The organism is Streptomyces tanashiensis (genome assembly GCF_014648895.1).
In the GTDB taxonomy this organism is placed as follows: domain Bacteria; phylum Actinomycetota; class Actinomycetes; order Streptomycetales; family Streptomycetaceae; genus Streptomyces; species Streptomyces tanashiensis.
The window spans coordinates 269,177-285,779 of record NZ_BMRZ01000010.1; the positions used below are offsets into that span (position 1 = coordinate 269,177).

Sequence of the window (16,603 nt, forward strand, 5' to 3'; positions counted from 1 at the left end):
TTCACGCCCCACCGTACCGCCTCGCGCTGCGGCCGTGCGGGGAGCGATGTCGTGTTCACTCAGGGCTGCAAACATCAATTCCCCCCGTTGTGTTCCGTATCCTGTGCCCGCGCATTTCCCGAGAGTTCCTCATGGAGCAGCTCCAGCACGCTCCGTACGCTCTCTCTACGGATTTCCGTACGATCGCCGTTCAACCTCAACGACACCACTTTCCCGGCGCGGGCGCTCGTCGCCGCCGGTCCGGCGATCGCCACGTAGACGGTCCCGACGGGCTGGCCGTCCTGTGGTGTGGGCCCCGCGACCCCGGTCGTCGAGACCCCCCAGTCGGCGCCGAGCCGGTCCCGTACACCGGCCGCCATCTGCAGCGCGACCTCGGGATCGACCGCTCCGCGCTCCGCGAGCAGGGCCCCGTCGACGCCGAGGAGCTCGCGCTTCAGGGCCGTGGCGTACGCCGTGACCGACCCCAGGAAGGAGACCGAGGCGCCGGGCACCCCGGTGAGCTCGGCGGCCACCAGACCACCCGTGAGCGACTCCGCGGCGGCCAGCGTCTGATCACGCTCCGCGAGCAGCGCCAGCACCCGGGCGGCCTCGGTCATCGCGTCGCCGTCTCCGACCGCGCCGCCGCCCGCTCCGCCGCGAGCCCCTGGCGCCGCAGGACGACCGCCTGCCGTACGTAGTCCAGACCGGTGACGACCGTCAGCACGACGGCCACCGCCATCACCCAGAAGCGGAGGGTGGCCAGCGGGCCGGTGAGCACGAGGACGTACATGCCCACGGCGGTGCCCTGGGCGAGCGTCTTCATCTTGCCGCCGCGGCTGGCCGGGATGACCCCGTGCCGGATGACCCAGAACCGCATCAGGGTGACGCCGAGCTCGCGGGCCAGGATGACCGAGGTCACCCACCAGGGCAGGTCGCCGAGCGCGGACAGCGAGATGAGTCCGGCCGCCATGATCGCCTTGTCGGCGATGGGGTCGGCGATCTTCCCGAAGTCGGTGACCAGGTTGTACGCACGGGCGAGGTGCCCGTCGAAGACGTCCGTGATCATGGCCACCGCGAACGCCGCCCAGGCCCAGGCCCGCCACACGGGGTCGTGCCCGCCGTCCTGGAGCAGCAGCACCACGAAGCCCGGCACGAGGACGAGCCGGATCATGGTGAGGATGTTCGCGATGTTCCACAGGCTGGCCTGGTTGACGGCCGCCGTGCCCAGCTTGCCGCGGGGCGCCGGCCTACCGGTCCCGCCCGTCGCGGATGCCGGGACTCCGGTCATCTGCCCGCCTCCTCGAAAAGACACTCGGCCACGAGGTCGACGCCCTCCGTGCCGACGACCTTCGCCCTGACCATACGGCCCGGGGCGAGGCCGGGGCCCGCACCGCCGTCCGTGGTGAGCAGCAGCACCTGTCCGTCGGTCTCGGGCGCCTGGTGGGCCGCGCGGCCGATCCAGCCGCCCTCCTCGTCCTCGTCGTCCGACTCGGACTCGACGAGTACCTCCAGGGTCTCTCCGATCCGCTCCTCCGCGCGCTGCGCGGTGAGCTCCTCGGCGAGCCGGGAGAGGTGGGCGAGCCGCTCGTCGACGACGTCCTGGTCGAGCTTGTGCTCGTACGTGGCGGCCTCGGTGCCGTCCTCGTCGGAGTAGCCGAAGACGCCGATGGCGTCGAGGCGCGCGTGGGTGATGAAGCGTTCCAGCTCGGCGAAGTCCGCCTCGGTCTCGCCGGGGAAGCCGACGATGAAGTTGGACCGGGCACCGGCCGTGGGGGCCTTGGAGCGGATGGTCTCCAGAAGCTCCAGGAAGCGGTCGGTGTCACCGAAGCGGCGCATGGCGCGCAGCACGTCCGGGGCGCTGTGCTGGAAGGACAGGTCGAAGTAGGGCACGACCTTCTCGGTCGACGTGAGGACGTCGATCAGGCCGGGGCGCATCTCGGCGGGCTGGAGGTAGCTGACGCGGACGCGCTCGATGCCGTCCACCGAGGCCAGCTCGGGCAGCAGGCTCTCCAGGAGCCGGATGTCGCCGAGGTCCTTGCCGTAGGAGGTGTTGTTCTCGGAGACCAGCATGACCTCCTTGACGCCCTGCTCGGCGAGCCAGCGCGTCTCGTTCAGCACGTCCGAGGGACGGCGCGAGACGAAGGAGCCTCGGAAGGAGGGGATGGCGCAGAAGGAGCAGCGGCGGTCGCAGCCGGAGGCCAGCTTCACGGAGGCGACGGGGCTGGTGTCCAGGCGGCGGCGGAGCGGCGCGCGCGGCCCGGAGGCGGGCGCGAGGCCCTCGGGAAGGTCGCTGGGCACGTTCTCGGGGGCGTCCACGGAGCCGTGTCCCGGCAGGGCCACGGTCGCGGCGGCCTCCTGGCGCTCCACGGGCGACAGCGGCAGCAGCTTGCGCCGGTCACGCGGGGTGTGGGCCTCGACACTGCCACCGTTGAGGATGGTCTGGAGGCGGTTGGAGATGTCGGCGTAGTCGTCGAAGCCGAGGACGCCGTCGGCCTCCGGGAGGGCCTCGGCGAGCTCCTTGCCGTACCGCTCGGCCATGCAGCCGACGGCGACGACGGCCTGGGTCCTGCCGTGGTCCTTCAGATCATTGGCTTCGAGCAGGGCGTCGACGGAGTCCTTCTTGGCGGCTTCGACGAATCCGCAGGTGTTGACGACGGCGACGTCCGCTTCTTCGGCGTTCTCGACGAGCTCCCAGCCGTCCGCTGCCAAGCGGCCTGCGAGCTCCTCCGAGTCCACCTCGTTACGGGCGCAGCCAAGAGTGACAAGGGCGACGGTACGGCGTTCGGGCATGGACTCAAGACTACTTCGTCCCGGCCGTTCCCCCGTCGCGCAGGGTTCACCTGCGCGACAGAGGTCACATCGGGGGCCGCGGGGCCCGCCTCACAGCGGGGCTCAGCCGGCCTCGGGGTCGCCCTTGGTGTAGCTGAGCCGCTCGACCTGGCCGGATTCGAACTTGTCATCGAGCTTCTTGCCGTTCACGTAGAGCTCGATCGCGCCGGCGTTGCCGAGGACGAGGTCGACGCGCTCGTCGTCCTGGAAGGTCTTGGACTCGCCCTTGAGGAGGAGCCCGTCGAAGAGGAGCTTTCCGTCGTGGGCCTTGGCCGAGATCCAGCTCTTGTCGTCGACCGCGGAGAGCTTGACCGTGACCTTGTCCTGCGGGACCGCGGCGATCGCGCTCTCGGTGGGCTTGGGCGCGGCGGGCTTGACCGGCTTCGGCTTGGCGGCGGAGCTCGCCTTCTCCGGGGCGGGGGCCGGGCCGCCGTCGGCCACGGCGGTCCCCTTCGGGGCCTCGTTCCCGTTGAACATCGTGAAGCCGACGAAACCGACGACGGCGACGATGGCCGCGACCATCGCGGCGGTCCAGTTGGGCCTGCGCGGCTCGGGGCGGATACGTTCCGCCTCGAAGAGCGGGGCGGCGGGGGTGGGCGCGGGACGGCCACCGTGCTCGGCGTCGTACTGCTCGATCAGCGCGGCAGGATCGAGACCGACGGCGCGCGCGAGGGTACGGATGTGGCCGCGGGCGTAGACGTCGCCGCCACAGCGCGAGAAGTCGTCCTCCTCGATCGCCTGCACGATCGGAATCCGGACACGGGTGGAGGCACTGACCTCTTCGACGGTGAGACCGGCGGCGATACGGGCCTGCTGGAGAGCGCGACCGATCGAATCCCGGTCGTCTGCCGGGAAGGTCCGGTCGTCTTCGGGGGAGTTGCCGATGGACACGAGAGCGCCTTTCGAGCGTGTAGCCACCTGCTGGACGTTCAGTCTATGGGTGGTACGAAAGGGTGGGGCAACCGGGCGGGTGCTGTTTGTACGCCATGAGGCTGGGACATCCTTCTGTCCCTCCCTCCAACTTGACGTACGGCCAGGGGAAACGGTTGCCCACCGTTCCCTTACGAGTGAGTCTCGGCCCGGTCTCGAACCGGGTACCCCGCCTCGCGCCGGCCACTCCGCACCGCCCGGAGTCCTACTCCCCCGACTCCCCCCGGATCACCGCGAGGACCCCGTCCAGCTCGTCGGGCTTCACGAGCACGTCCCGCGCCTTGGAGCCCTCGCTCGGCCCGACGATGTTCCGCGACTCCATGAGGTCCATCAGCCGGCCGGCCTTCGCGAAACCCACGCGCAGCTTCCGCTGGAGCATCGAGGTGGAACCGAACTGCGTCGAGACGACGAGCTCGGCGGCCTGGCACAGCAGGTCGAGGTCGTCGCCGATGTCCTCGTCGATCTCCTTCTTCTGCTTGGTGCCGACGGTGACGTCGTCCCGGAAGACGGGCGTCATCTGGTCCTTGCAGTGCTGCACGACGGCCGCGACCTCGTCCTCGGTGACGAAGGCGCCCTGCATGCGGACGGGCTTGTTGGCACCCATCGGCAGGAAGAGACCGTCACCCTTGCCGATCAGCTTCTCGGCGCCCGGCTGGTCGAGGATGACCCGGCTGTCGGCGAGCGAGGAGGTGGCGAAGGCGAGCCGCGAGGGCACGTTCGCCTTGATCAGGCCGGTGACGACGTCCACGGACGGCCGCTGGGTGGCGAGCACGAGGTGGATGCCGGCGGCGCGCGCCAGCTGGGTGATCCGGACGATCGAGTCCTCGACGTCACGCGGCGCGACCATCATCAGGTCGGCCAGCTCGTCGACGATCACCAGGAGGTACGGGTACGGGTTGAGCTCGCGCTCGCTGCCCTCGGGCAGCTTGATCTTGCCGTCCCGGATGGCCTGGTTGAAGTCGTCGATGTGCCGGTAGCCGAAGGCGGCCAGGTCGTCGTAGCGCAGGTCCATCTCGCGGACGACCCACTGGAGCGCCTCGGCGGCCTTCTTGGGGTTGGTGATGATCGGGGTGATCAGGTGCGGGATGCCCTCGTAGGCGGTGAGCTCGACCCGCTTGGGGTCGACGAGCACCATCCGGACGTCCTCGGGGGTCGCTCTTATCATGATCGACGTGATCAGGCAGTTGATGCACGAGGACTTTCCGGAGCCCGTGGCACCGGCGACCAGGACGTGCGGCATCTTCGCCAGGTTGGCCATCTCGTAGCCGCCCTCGACGTTCTTGCCGAGCGCGACCAGCATCGGATGGTCGTCCTCCGCCGCGGCCGCGAGCCGCAGCACGTCCCCGAGGTTGACCATCTCGCGGTCGCTGTTCGGGATCTCGATGCCGACCGCGGACTTGCCGGGGATCGGCGAGATGATCCGCACGTCGGGCGAGGCCACGGCGTAGGCGATGTTCTTGGTCAGGGCCGTGATCTTCTCGACCTTCACGGCCGGGCCGAGCTCGACCTCGTACCGCGTGACCGTGGGGCCGCGTGTGAAGCCGGTGACGGCCGCGTCGACCTTGAACTCGGTGAAGACGTTGGTGAGCGCGTCGACGACGGCGTCGTTGGCGGCGCTGCGGGTCTTGCCGGGGCCACCGCGCTCGAGGAGGTCGAGCGAGGGCAGGGAGTACGTGATGTCGCCCGCGAGCTGGAGCTGCTCGGCCCGGGGCGGCAGGTCGGTCGGCTCGGGCGCCGGCTTCGTCAGATCGGGTACGCCGCCACCGGGGCGGGCTCCCCCACGGGCCGGCGGTACGGGAGCGGCCGGCCCCGCCTTGGCGGCACCGGCCTCGGCGGCGGCCGCGGCGGAGGCGGCCACGGCGGCGTTCCGCTCGGCGGTGACGTCCTTGGTCAGGTCGGCGACGATCGGCGAGGGCGGCATGCCGTTCAGCACGGCGCCGTCGAGCGCGGCGGCGGCCGCCGCGGCGACGTCCACCGGGTCGAGACCGGAGTCGAAGTCGTCCCGCCCGGAGGTCCGGCGGGCCGGGCGGCCGCGCCGCTCCAGCATCTCCGCCTCGGCCCGCTCGACGTCGTACGGCTCCGCGGGCCCGGACGCGCGGCGCCGGACGGGCCGGGCCGGGCGCGGTCCCGCGTCCCGCCACTCCTCGTCGTACCCCTCGCGGTCCGGCCCGCCCTGGTGCCCCTCGGCCTCGGCCGGGTCGTACGGGAGCTCGATGATGCCCAGCTTCGCGCCGAGCGCGCGCAGTCGCTGCGGGATCGCGTTGACCGGGGTGGCCGTGACCACGAGCAGCCCGAAGACGGTGAGCAGCACCAGCATCGGTACGGCGAGGACCTCGCCCATCATGAAGACGAGGGGCTGGGACGCGGCCCAGCCGATGAGCCCGCCGGCGTCCTGCATGGCCGCGCTGCCGTCGCCGCGCCCCGGGGAGCCGCAGGCGATGTGCACCTGGCCGAGGACGCCGATGACGAGTGCGGAGAGGCCGATGCTGATGCGGCCGTTGGCCTCGGGCTTCTCCGGGTAGAGGATCAGCCGGATGCCGATCGCGCCGAGGAGCAGCGGCACGAGCAGGTCGAGCCGGCCGAAGGACCCGGTCACGAGCATCTCGACGAGGTCGCCGACCGGGCCGCGCAGGTTGGACCAGGTTCCGGCGGCGACGATCAGTGCGAGGCCGAGGAGGAGCAGCGCGAGCCCGTCCTTGCGGTGGGCGGGGTCGAGCCCCTTGGCGCCGCGCCCTATCCCCCGGAACATCGCCCCGATCCCGTGGGCGAGGCCGAGCCAGGCCCCGCGCGCGAGCCGGTAGACGCCCCCGGTCGGGGACGGTGCGGGCCGGGGCGCGGCCTTCTTGGCCGCGGTCTTCCGCGCGGGCGCGCGCTTGGCGGGCGCGGCCTTCTTGGCCGGTGCCTTCTTCGCGGGCGGCTTGGCGGGGGACTTCGCGGGTGCCGCTTTCTTCGCGGCGCCCGTCGTCCGGCCGGCGCGCGGCTTTGCGGTGTTCGCCGTGCCCTGGGACCCCTTGCCGGACGTACGTGAAGCCATGATGCCGAGGTTACCGGTGTGGAGACCGGCTGTCCGCCTCACCCGTTCGTGTCGTCCGTGCCGGGGCGCGATGCTGACGCCCCCTCACGACGACCCGCGCCGCACGGAACAGGCCATGACGGCACGTCAGCTCCGGAGGGGCCGATACGGCGGCCGGGCGGGGCGGAACGCCTGCTCCGGGCGCGCCCGGTACGCCGGCTCGGGACAGCCCCTGCGTCAGCTCTGGGCGGGCAGCGTCGGCGCGGCGCCCGTACCCGGCTCCAGCGCGTCGAGCGCCCGCCGCAGCCCGGTGAGCTTGCGCTCCAGGTGCGCGGCGGTGGCCACGGCCGCCGCGTCGGCGGAGTCGTCGTCGAGCTGCTTCGACAGGGCCTCGGCCTGCTCCTCGACGGCCGCGAGCCGCGCGGAGAGCTCGGCGAGCAGCCCGGCGGACTCCTTGCCGTGACCGGCCTCGCCGCCGCCCTCCAACTGCAGCCGCAGCAGGGCGGCCTGCTCGCGCAGCTTGCAGTTCTTCATGTAGAGCTCGACGAAGACGGAGACCTTGGCGCGCAGCACCCACGGGTCGAACGGCTTGGAGATGTAGTCGACCGCTCCCGCCGCGTACCCCCGGAAGGTGTGGTGGGGGCCGTGGTTGATGGCGGTGAGGAAGATGATCGGGATGTCCCGTGTCCGCTCGCGCCTCTTGATGTGGGCGGCGGTCTCGAAACCGTCCATGCCCGGCATCTGGACGTCGAGCAGGATGACCGCGAAGTCGTCCGTCAACAGCGCCTTGAGCGCTTCCTCCCCGGACGATGCCCGCACCAGCGTCTGATCGAGCGCGGAGAGAATGGCCTCCAGCGCCAGCAGATTCTCCGGCCTGTCATCGACCAGGAGGATCTTGGCCTTCTGCACCATGCCCCGTCCTCCTCGTCCCGGCAACGGCTCTCCCCGGACCCCCGAACCGGGGGAAGCACCGGGCGCCGCCCCAGAAGACGACTCCCTAGCGCCGTCCGTCCTTGTGCCGGTCATCGTAGCCGCACCCCGCCCGTCGCCACACCCTGTCACCGCGATGTCACTGTGCACGTACCGGAAACGCGGTGGGAGACCAGAAGGTTCCCCGTATCCCGGCCTCTCACACGCCCCTGGCGACAGTCCGTCAGTGCGCGCCGGCGGAGCCCGGGGGTCCGGCCGCGACCGGCGCGGACCCCCGGCACGGAGTCACTGCCCCCGCATCCACTGCTCCATGACCGACAGCAGGTGATCGGGGTCGACCGGCTTCGTCACGTAGTCCGAGGCACCGGACTCGATCGCCTTCTCCCGGTCGCCCTTCATCGCCTTCGCCGTCAGCGCGATGATCGGCAGCCCCGCGAACTGCGGCATGCGCCGGATCGCGGTCGTCGTCGCGTACCCGTCCATCTCCGGCATCATGATGTCCATCAGCACGACCGTCACGTCGTCGTGCTGCTCCAGGACCTCGATGCCCTCCCGCCCGTTCTCGGCGTAGAGCACCGCGAGCCCGTGCTGCTCCAGGACGCTGGTGAGCGCGAAGACGTTGCGGATGTCGTCGTCGACGATGAGCACCTTCTCGCCCGAGAAGCCGAAGGTACGGCGCGGCTCGGCCTCCGGCTCCTCCCGCTCGGCCGCGGTCTGCTGGCCGAACTGCCCGGGAACCGCCCCGCGCACCCCGGTCGCCTCCGCCGCGGCCTTCCGCCGGTGCCGGAACAGCGCCCCGGCCCCGGACCGCGCCTCCGTCCGCACGGGCGGCGGCGGGAAGTGCGGGAACGGGTGCATGGCCCCGGCCGCACCCTCCTCGGTCCCCTGATGCGGATCGTCGGCGTCCTGCGCGCCCTGCCCGTAGCCGCCCGACGGCAGCTCCGTCGGGCTCAGCGGCAGATAGAGCGTGAACGTCGAACCGCGGCCGGGCTCGCTCGCGGCGAAGATCTCGCCGCCGAGCAGCCGCGCGATCTCCCGGCTGATCGAGAGCCCCAGACCCGTACCGCCGTACTTCCGGCTGGTCGTGCCGTCGGCCTGCTTGAACGCCTCGAAGATGACCCGCATCTTGCTCGCCGCGATCCCGATGCCGGTGTCCGTGACCGAGAACGCGATCAGGTCGGCCTCCGGATCGCGCAGCGAGCCGGCCTCCAGGAGCTGCTCCCTGATCGACTGCGGCACGTCCGCGCCGGCCGGCCGGATCACCAGCTCCACCGCGCCCGTGTCGGTGAACTTCACCGCGTTGGACAGCAGGTTGCGCAGGACCTGGAGCAACCGCTGCTCGTCGGTGTGGAGCGTGGCCGGCAGCTCGGGCGAGACCCGCACCGAGAAGTCGAGCCCCTTCTCCGCCGTGAGCGGCCGGAACGTCGCCTCCACGTAGTCGACGAGCTGGACGAGAGCGATACGGGTCGGCGAGACGTCCATCTTGCCCGCCTCGACCTTCGACAGGTCGAGGATGTCGTTGATCAGCTGGAGCAGATCCGACCCCGCGCCGTGGATGGTCTCCGCGAACTCGACCTGCTTCGGCGTCAGGTTGGTCTCGGCGTTGTCCGCGAGCAACTTGGCCAGGATCAGCAGCGAGTTGAGCGGGGTGCGCAGCTCGTGCGACATGTTGGCGAGGAACTCCGACTTGTACCGCATGGAGACGGCGAGCTGTTCCGCCCGCTCCTCCAGGACCTGCCGGGCCTCCTCGATCTCCGTGTTCTTCACCTCGATGTCGCGGTTCTGCCGGGCGAGGAGCTCCGCCTTCTCCTCCAGCTCCAGGTTGGATCCCTGCAGCTCCTTCTGCCGGTGCTCCAGCTCGGCCGACCGCTCCTTGAGCTGCTCGGTGAGCTCCTGCGACTGCTGGAGCAGCACCTCGGTCTTCGTGTTGACGCTGATGGTGTTGACCGTGGTCGCGATCAGCTCGGCGAGCTGGTTGAGGAAGTCGCGCTGGATCTGCGTGAACGGCTGGAACGACGCCAGCTCGATCACACCGAGGACCTTCCCCTCGAAGAGGACCGGCAGCACGATCACGTGCGCCGGAGCGGCCTCGCCGAGCCCGGACGAGATCTTCAGATAGCCCGGCGGCACGTTGACCTGGATGGTCCGCTTCTCCTCCGCCGCCGTCCCGATCAGGGTCTCGCCCGGCCGGAACGAGGTCGGCATGGACCCGCTGGAGTATCCGTAACTCCCGCGCATGCGCAGCTCGTACGAGCCTTCGCCCTCACCGACGAGTTCGGCGTCGCTGTGGGCGGAGCCCGTCGGCATGGCCACGAAGAAGGCGCCGTGCTGGGCCGAGACCACCGGGGTCAGCTCGCTCATGATGAGCGAGGCCACGTCGTCCAGGTCCCGCCGGCCCTGCATGAGGCCGGAGATGCGGGCCAGGTTGCCCTTGAGCCAGTCCTGCTCCTCGTTGGCGAGGGTGGTGTCGCGCAGGTTGGCGATCATGGTGTTGATGTTCTCCTGGAGGGCCTGGATCTCGCCCGCCGCGTCGACACCGTCGATCTTGAGATTGAGATCGCCGCGGGTCACCGCCGTGGCGACGGCCGCGATCGCCCGCACCTGACGGGTCAGGTTCCCGGCCATCTCGTTCACGGACTCCGTCAGGTCCCGCCAGGTGCCGTCCACGTCACGGACGCGGGCCTGACCGCCCAGCTGGCCGTCGGTGCCCACCTCACGGGCGACCCGGGTGACCTCCTCGGCGAAGTTCGACAGCTGGTCGACCATCGTGTTGATCGTGCTCTTCAGCTCCTGGATCTCACCGCGCGCGTCGATGTCGATCTTCTTGGTGAGATCGCCCTTGGCGATGGCGGTGGTGACGGCCGCGATCTGACGCACCTGACCGGTGAGGTTGTCGGCCATGCCGTTCACCGAGTCCGTCAGGTCCCGCCAGGTGCCCGACACCCCCGGCACCCGCGCCTGGCCGCCCAGGATGCCGTCCGTGCCCACCTCGCGGGCCACCCGGGTCACCTCGTCGGCGAACGAGGACAGGGTCGTCACCATCGTGTTCACGGTGTCGGCGAGCTCGGCGACCTCGCCGCGCGCCTCGACGGTGACCTTCTTCGTCAGATCGCCGTTGGCGACGGCCGCGGAGACCCGGGAGATGTTGCGCACCTGGCTGGTCAGGTTGTTGGCCATCAGGTTCACGTTGTCGCTGAGGTCCTTCCAGGTGCCGGTCACCCCGCGCACCCGGGCCTGGCCGCCGAGGATGCCCTCGGTGCCCACCTCGCGGGCCACCCTCGTCACCTCGTCGGCGAAGTTCGACAGCTGGTCGACCATGGTGTTGACGGTCGTCACCAGCTCCAGGATCTCGCCCTTGGCGTCGACCGTGATCTTCTTCGACAGGTCGCCCATGGCGACCGCCGTCGTGACCTCGGCGATGTTCCGCACCTGGATGGTGAGGTTGTTCGCCATGAAGTTCACCGACTGGGTGAGGTCCTTCCAGGTGCCGGAGACCCCCTGCACCTCGGCCTGACCGCCCAGGATGCCCTCGGTGCCCACCTCGCGGGCCACCCGGGTCACCTGCTCCGCGAAGTTCGAGAGCTGGTCCACCATCGTGTTGAGGGTGTTCTTCAGCTCCAGGATCTCGCCCCGCGCGTCCACGTCGATCTTCTGCGACAGGTCACCGCGCGCCACCGCGGTGGCGACCTGCGCGATGTTGCGGACCTGGGTGGTGAGGTTGCCGGCCATGCCGTTCACCGAGTCCGTCAGGTCGCGCCACACGCCGGCCACACCCGGCACCTGCGCCTGACCGCCGAGACGTCCGTCCGTGCCCACCTCGCGGGCCACCCGGGTCACCTGGTCCGCGAACGCGGAGAGCTGGTCCACCATCGTGTTGATGGTGTTCTTCAGCTCCAGGATCTCGCCCCGCGCGTCCACGTCGATCTTCTGCGACAGGTCACCACGGGCCACGGCCGTCGTCACCTGCGCGATCTGCCGCACCTGCGAGGTCAGGTTGCCGGCCATGAAGTTCACGGAGTCCGTGAGCTCCCGCCAGCGCCCGGACACCCCGTCGACCCGCGCCTGACCGCCGAGCCGGCCCTCCGTGCCCACGTCCCGGGCCATCCGGGTCACCTGGTCCGCGAAGGACGACAGCTGCGACACCATCGTGTTGACGGTGTTCTTCAGCTCCAGCATCTCGCCGGCCACGTCCACCGTGACCTTCTGCGACAGATCACCGTTGGCGACCGCCGTCGTCACCTGCGCGATGTCCCGCACCTGACCGGTCAGGTTGCGGAAGGCCGTGTTCACCGAGTCGGTGAGGTCCTTCCACGTGCCCGCCGCACCCGGCACCTCGGCCTGGCCGCCGAGCAGACCCTCGACGCCGACCTCCCGGGCCACCCGGGTCACCTCGGAACCGAACGCCGAGAGCTGGTCCACCATCGTGTTGACGGTGTTCTTCAGCTCCAGCATCTCGCCGGCCACGTCCACCGTGACCTTCTGCGACAGATCACCGTTGGCGACCGCCGTCGTCACCTGCGCGATGTCCCGCACCTGCGTGGTGATGTTCCGGAAGACCGTGTTGACGGAGTCCGTGAGGTCCTTCCACGTCCCCGCCGCACCCGGCACCTGCGCCTGACCACCGAGCAGACCCTGCGCGCCGACCTCACCCGACACACGGGTCACCTCGTCGGCGAAGGTCCGGAGCGTCTCGGTCATCTGGTTGATGGTGTCGGCGAGTTGGGCGATCTCACCGCGCGCGGAGACCCGAACCTTCTGCGACAGGTCACCGTTGGCGACCGCCGTCGTCACCTCGGCGATCCCTCTCACCTGATTGGTGAGATTGCCCGCCATCGTGTTGACGGAGTCCGTGAGGTCCTTCCACACACCGGCGACCCCGGCCACCTCGGCCTGACCGCCGAGCTCACCCTCCGTACCCACCTCACGCGCGACGCGGGTCACCTCGGAGGAGAACGACGACAGCTGGTCCACCATCCGGTTGACGGTGTTCTTCAGCTCCAGCATCTCGCCGGCCACGTTCGCCGTGACCTTCTGAGACAGATCGCCGTCCGCGACCGCCGTCGTCACGAGCGCGATGTCCCGCACCTGGGCCGTCAGCCGGTTCGCCATGGTGTTGACGGAGTCCGTGAGGTCCTTCCACGAACCGGACACCCCGCGCACCTGCGCCTGACCGCCCAGCTTGCCGTCCGTACCCACCTCGACGGCGACCCTGGTCACCTCGGAGGCGAACACCGACAGCTGGTCGACCAGGTTGTTGGCGGTACGAGCGACCTTCAGGAACTCCCCTCGCAGCGGCCGGACGGTCCCGTCCGCACCCTCCGAACGCAGGTCCATCCGCTGGTCCAGGTCACCCTCGGCCACCGCCGACAGGACCCGCCCCACCTCGGACACCGGCCGGGCCAGATCGTCGACGAGCGCGTTCGCGGCCTCGATCGCCGCAGCCCACGCCCCCTCACTGGCCCCCGCCTCAAGACGCTCGGAGAGCTTGCCCTCGCGGCCGACCACCCGCCGGACCCGCGACAGCTCACCCGTCACATGCATCTGCCGGTCGGCGACCTCGTTGAACACGGCGGAGATCTCCGCCATGACCCCGTCACCGGACACCGTCAGCCGTCTGCGGAAGTTCCCGTCCCGCATCGACACCAGCGCGGCCAACAGCCGCTCCAGTGCCGCCGCGTCCACCTGGACCGTCCCCCCACGGGAACGCCCGCCCCTCGCGCGCGTGCCACTGCCTCCGCCGCGCCGCGCCGCCGTGCCAGACTCCACCGTGTCCCTCCCGAAAGGGGTCGACCGTACCGCTCCGGCTCTCGCCGTCAGCCTGCCCAGTGTTTCACCGCGACCGAACCAGGCGATAACAGTTCGGCAGCTTCACACAGCGTCCCTACCCCCGGGGGACGGAATCAGCGGTGACCGGCATCCGCTCGGACAGCGAAGGTAAGTAACCTGGCATCCGGCTGTCCAACCGCCCCGGTCCGCCCGGCGGGGGCGGCGTGGTGCGCGCACGACCACCGGGCAGCGGGAGGGACAGACCGAGCATGGCAGAGCCGGGCGTCGAGACGCGTACGAGGAGTGCTGTGATCACCGCGCGGGCGACTGCCAGCTTCGAGCCCGTCGGGCGGTCCGTCGCGGCCGCCCGCGCCTTCGTCCGGGACACCCTCCAGGGCTGGGGACACCCCGAACTCGTCGACGACGCCGTCGTCCTCACCAGCGAGCTCGTCACCAATGCCGTCATCCACGCCGGCACCGCCGCGGAGGTCCTCTGCCTCCGCTCCGACGACAGCGTCCGCGTCGAGGTCGCCGACCGCTACCCCGAGCGCGAGATCCCCGTCCAGAGCGGCCGCTCGTTCGGCAGCCCGGACCGCGAGAACGGCCGCGGACTGCTGCTCTGCGCCGCCCTCGCCCACCGCTGGGGCGTCGACTACTCCCCCACCCGCAAGCACGTCTGGTTCCACCTCGACCTCCCCCAGCGCCCCGTCGGCACCCGCTCCGCCGGGCCCGTCCTCCCCGACGCCCTCCTCCCGGTCGCCGAGACCCGCGTCCGCGTCGCCGTCGCCCAGATCGACCGCGGCGGCACGATCACCGCGTGGAACGAGGACGCCGAGGAACTCTTCGGCTACGGCTCCGAGCAGGTCACCGGCAAACCCCTCGGCGACCTCGCCGCCTGGCCCCACACCCCCGGCATCGGCACCGGCCTCGCCGAGGCCCTCCGCCTCTCCCGCTGGGAGGGCAGCTACGGCATCCGCTGCGCCGACGGCCGGGTGATCCCCGTCTACGCCTCCCACCTCCGGGTCCGCGACGCCCAGGGCGAACCCTCCACGGTCTGCCTCCTGGTACGGGAGCACGAGCGCGCCGTCCTCCAGACCCCCCCAGCGCCCCGTCGCCGAGCCGGGCGCCGAGAGCCGCACCGCCGCCGACCCCTTCGAGGTCTTCATCGGCTCCCCGGCCCCCGACGACCTCGACGGCCTCCTCCAGCGCACCGTCGAGCGCGCCCGCGACATGCTCGACGGCGACGCCGCCTTCCTGCTGCTCGCCACCGACGACGAGACGGAACTGGAGGTGCGGGCCACCACCGGACTCCCGGCCGCCCGCCAGCGCTTCGCCCGCGTGCCCGTGGAGACCGGCGCCAGCCGTTACGGCTCCGCCCGTATGCCCGCCGTCCACGAGGATCTGGCCGCCGTCCCCGGCGCCGTCCCCCTCCTCGAAGGCACCGGCATGCGCTCGGTCGTCACCGTCCCCCTCAAGGTCGAGGGCCGGCTCACCGGCTCCCTCGGCGTGGCCGCCGAGTCCGCGAACCGCTACTCCAACGAGGAGGCCCTGCGCCTCCAGTTCGCCGCCGACCGCATCGCCCTGGCCGTCGAATCCGCCCGCCTCGGCGAACTCGAACGGCTCCGCCGCGGCTCCCTCAGCTTCCTCGTCGAGGCCTCCGACCTCCTGGCCGGCACCCTCGACCGCGACCAGACCCTGGCCCTCATGGCCCAGATGACGGTCCCCACCCTCGCCACCTGGTGCGCGGTCTACACGATCGCCGACCAGGCCTCCGACCCGTACCTCTCCTACGTGCTCCACGAGGACGAGGACCGCATCGACGGCCTCAAGGAACTGCTCTCCTCCATCGCCCCGCCCGACCCGGTGCCGACCCTCGGCGCCCGCGTCTGGTCCGCCCCGGGCGACGCCGCGCACCGCGCCGCGCTGACCGCCTCGGTCCGCGCCCTCGACCACCCGACGAGCCCGCTCTCCTCCGGCATCGACACCACGCTGGCCACCGCGAGCGCGGTCGCCGGCGAGACGGTCGTCCTGCCGCTGGTCGCCCGCAACCGGGTCATCGGCATGCTGACCCTCGGCAGGCCCTCGGAGGACCACTTCCGCCAGGAGATCCTGGAACTCGCCGAGGACCTCTCGCGCCGGGCCGCCCTGGCCCTGGACAACGCCCGCCTGTACTCGGAGCGCGTGGCGATCAGCCAGTCCCTCCAGCGCAGCCTCCTCCCGCCCGGCCTCCCCACGATCCCGGGCGTCGAGGTCGACGTCATCTACCGCGCGGCCGGCGAGGGCAACGAGGTCGGAGGCGACTTCTACGACCTCTTCCCCATCCGGGACGGCGCGTACGGATTCGCCATCGGCGACGTCTGCGGTACGGGACCGGAGGCGGCCGCCGTCACCGGCCTGGCCCGCCACGCCCTGCGCCTCCTGGCCCGCGAGGGCTTCGGCGGCCCGGCCGTCCTGGAGCGACTGAACGCGGCGATCCTCGACGAGGGCGCCCGCAGCCGCTTCCTGACCCTCCTCTACGGCGAGATGCGCCCGCAGGAGGACGGCTCGGCGATCCTCAAGGTCGTCTGCGCCGGCCACCCCCTCCCGCTGCGCCTCCGCCCGGACGGCACGGTGGAGCCCGCGGCCGAACCGCAGCCGCTCCTGGGCGTCATGGAGGACCTGGAGCTGTACGAGCAGACGGTCACGCTCGACCCGGGCGACGTCCTCCTCTGCGTCACGGACGGCGTGACGGAGCGCCGCGAAGGCACCCGCATGCTCGGCGACGACGGCCTGGCCGAAGTCCTCAGGACCTGTACGGGCCTGACGGCCGGCGCGGTCGCCTCCCGTGTCCTCCGCGCGGTCGAGCGCTTCGCCCAGGCCCCCGCCTCCGACGACATGGCCATCCTGGCGATGCGCCTCCGCGAACCGGACCCCAGCTGACCCCCACCGGCGCCCCCTCTGGGGGGCGCCGGCCACTGTTCCGCACACACTCCGGAAACGCGAAAAGGCCCCCGCCAAGAGGCGGGGGCCTTTTCATTTCGGAGCCCTTTAACGGAATCGAACCGTTGACCTTCTCCTTACCATGGAGACGCTCTACCGACTGAGCTAAAAGGGCGGGTGTTCGGCGGCGTCCTACTCTCCCACAGGGTCCCCCCTGCAGTACCATCGGCGCTGAAA

At 71.1% G+C, this 16,603-nt stretch carries 7 protein-coding genes, 1 tRNA gene and 1 pseudogene; 1 reads left to right on the forward strand and 8 read right to left on the reverse strand.

The genetic code is table 11. The features are described from left to right. Positions 1-74: 74 nt before the first annotated feature. The 7 genes from IE237_RS27135 to IE237_RS27165 form a co-directional block, all read right to left on the reverse strand. Positions 75-596, reverse strand: coding sequence for a CinA family protein (locus IE237_RS27135; RefSeq protein WP_189804740.1), 522 nt, complete (start codon positions 594-596; stop codon positions 75-77). Continuing rightward, positions 593-1,267, reverse strand: coding sequence for a CDP-diacylglycerol--glycerol-3-phosphate 3-phosphatidyltransferase (gene pgsA, locus IE237_RS27140; protein ID WP_189804741.1), 675 nt, complete (start codon positions 1,265-1,267; stop codon positions 593-595). The genes IE237_RS27135 and pgsA overlap by 4 nt, the downstream gene beginning before the upstream one ends. Further along, on the reverse strand, positions 1,264-2,769 hold the full coding sequence (gene rimO / locus IE237_RS27145) for a 30S ribosomal protein S12 methylthiotransferase RimO (protein WP_189804742.1): 1,506 nt from the start codon (positions 2,767-2,769) through the stop codon (positions 1,264-1,266). The genes pgsA and rimO overlap by 4 nt, the downstream gene beginning before the upstream one ends. Positions 2,770-2,871: 102 nt before the next feature. Further along, the gene (locus tag IE237_RS27150; protein ID WP_189804743.1) at positions 2,872-3,699 is read right to left on the reverse strand and encodes a helix-turn-helix domain-containing protein; all 828 of its coding nucleotides are present in this window, start codon (positions 3,697-3,699) and stop codon (positions 2,872-2,874) included. 244 nt (positions 3,700-3,943) lie between these two features. After that, positions 3,944-6,772: a DNA translocase FtsK gene (locus tag IE237_RS27155; RefSeq protein WP_189804744.1), complete on the reverse strand. Its 2,829-nt coding sequence runs from the start codon at positions 6,770-6,772 to the stop codon at positions 3,944-3,946. Between the two features lie 216 nt (positions 6,773-6,988). Beyond that, the gene (locus tag IE237_RS27160) at positions 6,989-7,663 is read right to left on the reverse strand and encodes a response regulator (RefSeq protein ID WP_189804745.1); all 675 of its coding nucleotides are present in this window, start codon (positions 7,661-7,663) and stop codon (positions 6,989-6,991) included. A 303-nt stretch (positions 7,664-7,966) separates the two neighbouring features. Further along, positions 7,967-13,447 carry a HAMP domain-containing protein gene (locus tag IE237_RS27165; protein ID WP_189804746.1) on the reverse strand — a complete coding sequence of 1,827 codons (5,481 nt, stop codon included), beginning with the start codon at positions 13,445-13,447 and terminating at the stop codon, positions 7,967-7,969. A gap of 269 nt (positions 13,448-13,716) precedes the next feature. Between IE237_RS27165 and IE237_RS27170 the strand changes: the two are divergent. Continuing rightward, positions 13,717-16,366, forward strand: a pseudogene (locus IE237_RS27170) (SpoIIE family protein phosphatase). 102 nt (positions 16,367-16,468) lie between these two features. On the opposite strand, the gene IE237_RS27175 reads toward IE237_RS27170, so the two are convergent. Further along, positions 16,469-16,541, reverse strand: a tRNA-Thr gene (locus tag IE237_RS27175). Positions 16,542-16,603: the final 62 nt, after the last annotated feature.

What these genes read in the sequence shown, in the direction of transcription:
- IE237_RS27160 (WP_189804745.1), bottom strand. Translation starts at nt 7,663, where the DNA reads ATGGTGCAGAAGGCCAAGATCCTCCTGGTCGATGACAGGCCGGAGAAT.
- rimO (WP_189804742.1), bottom strand. Translation starts at nt 2,769, where the DNA reads ATGCCCGAACGCCGTACCGTCGCCCTTGTCACTCTTGGCTGCGCCCGT.
- IE237_RS27155 (WP_189804744.1), bottom strand. Translation starts at nt 6,772, where the DNA reads ATGGCTTCACGTACGTCCGGCAAGGGGTCCCAGGGCACGGCGAACACC.
- IE237_RS27135 (WP_189804740.1), bottom strand. Translation starts at nt 596, where the DNA reads ATGACCGAGGCCGCCCGGGTGCTGGCGCTGCTCGCGGAGCGTGATCAG.
- pgsA (WP_189804741.1), bottom strand. Translation starts at nt 1,267, where the DNA reads ATGACCGGAGTCCCGGCATCCGCGACGGGCGGGACCGGTAGGCCGGCG.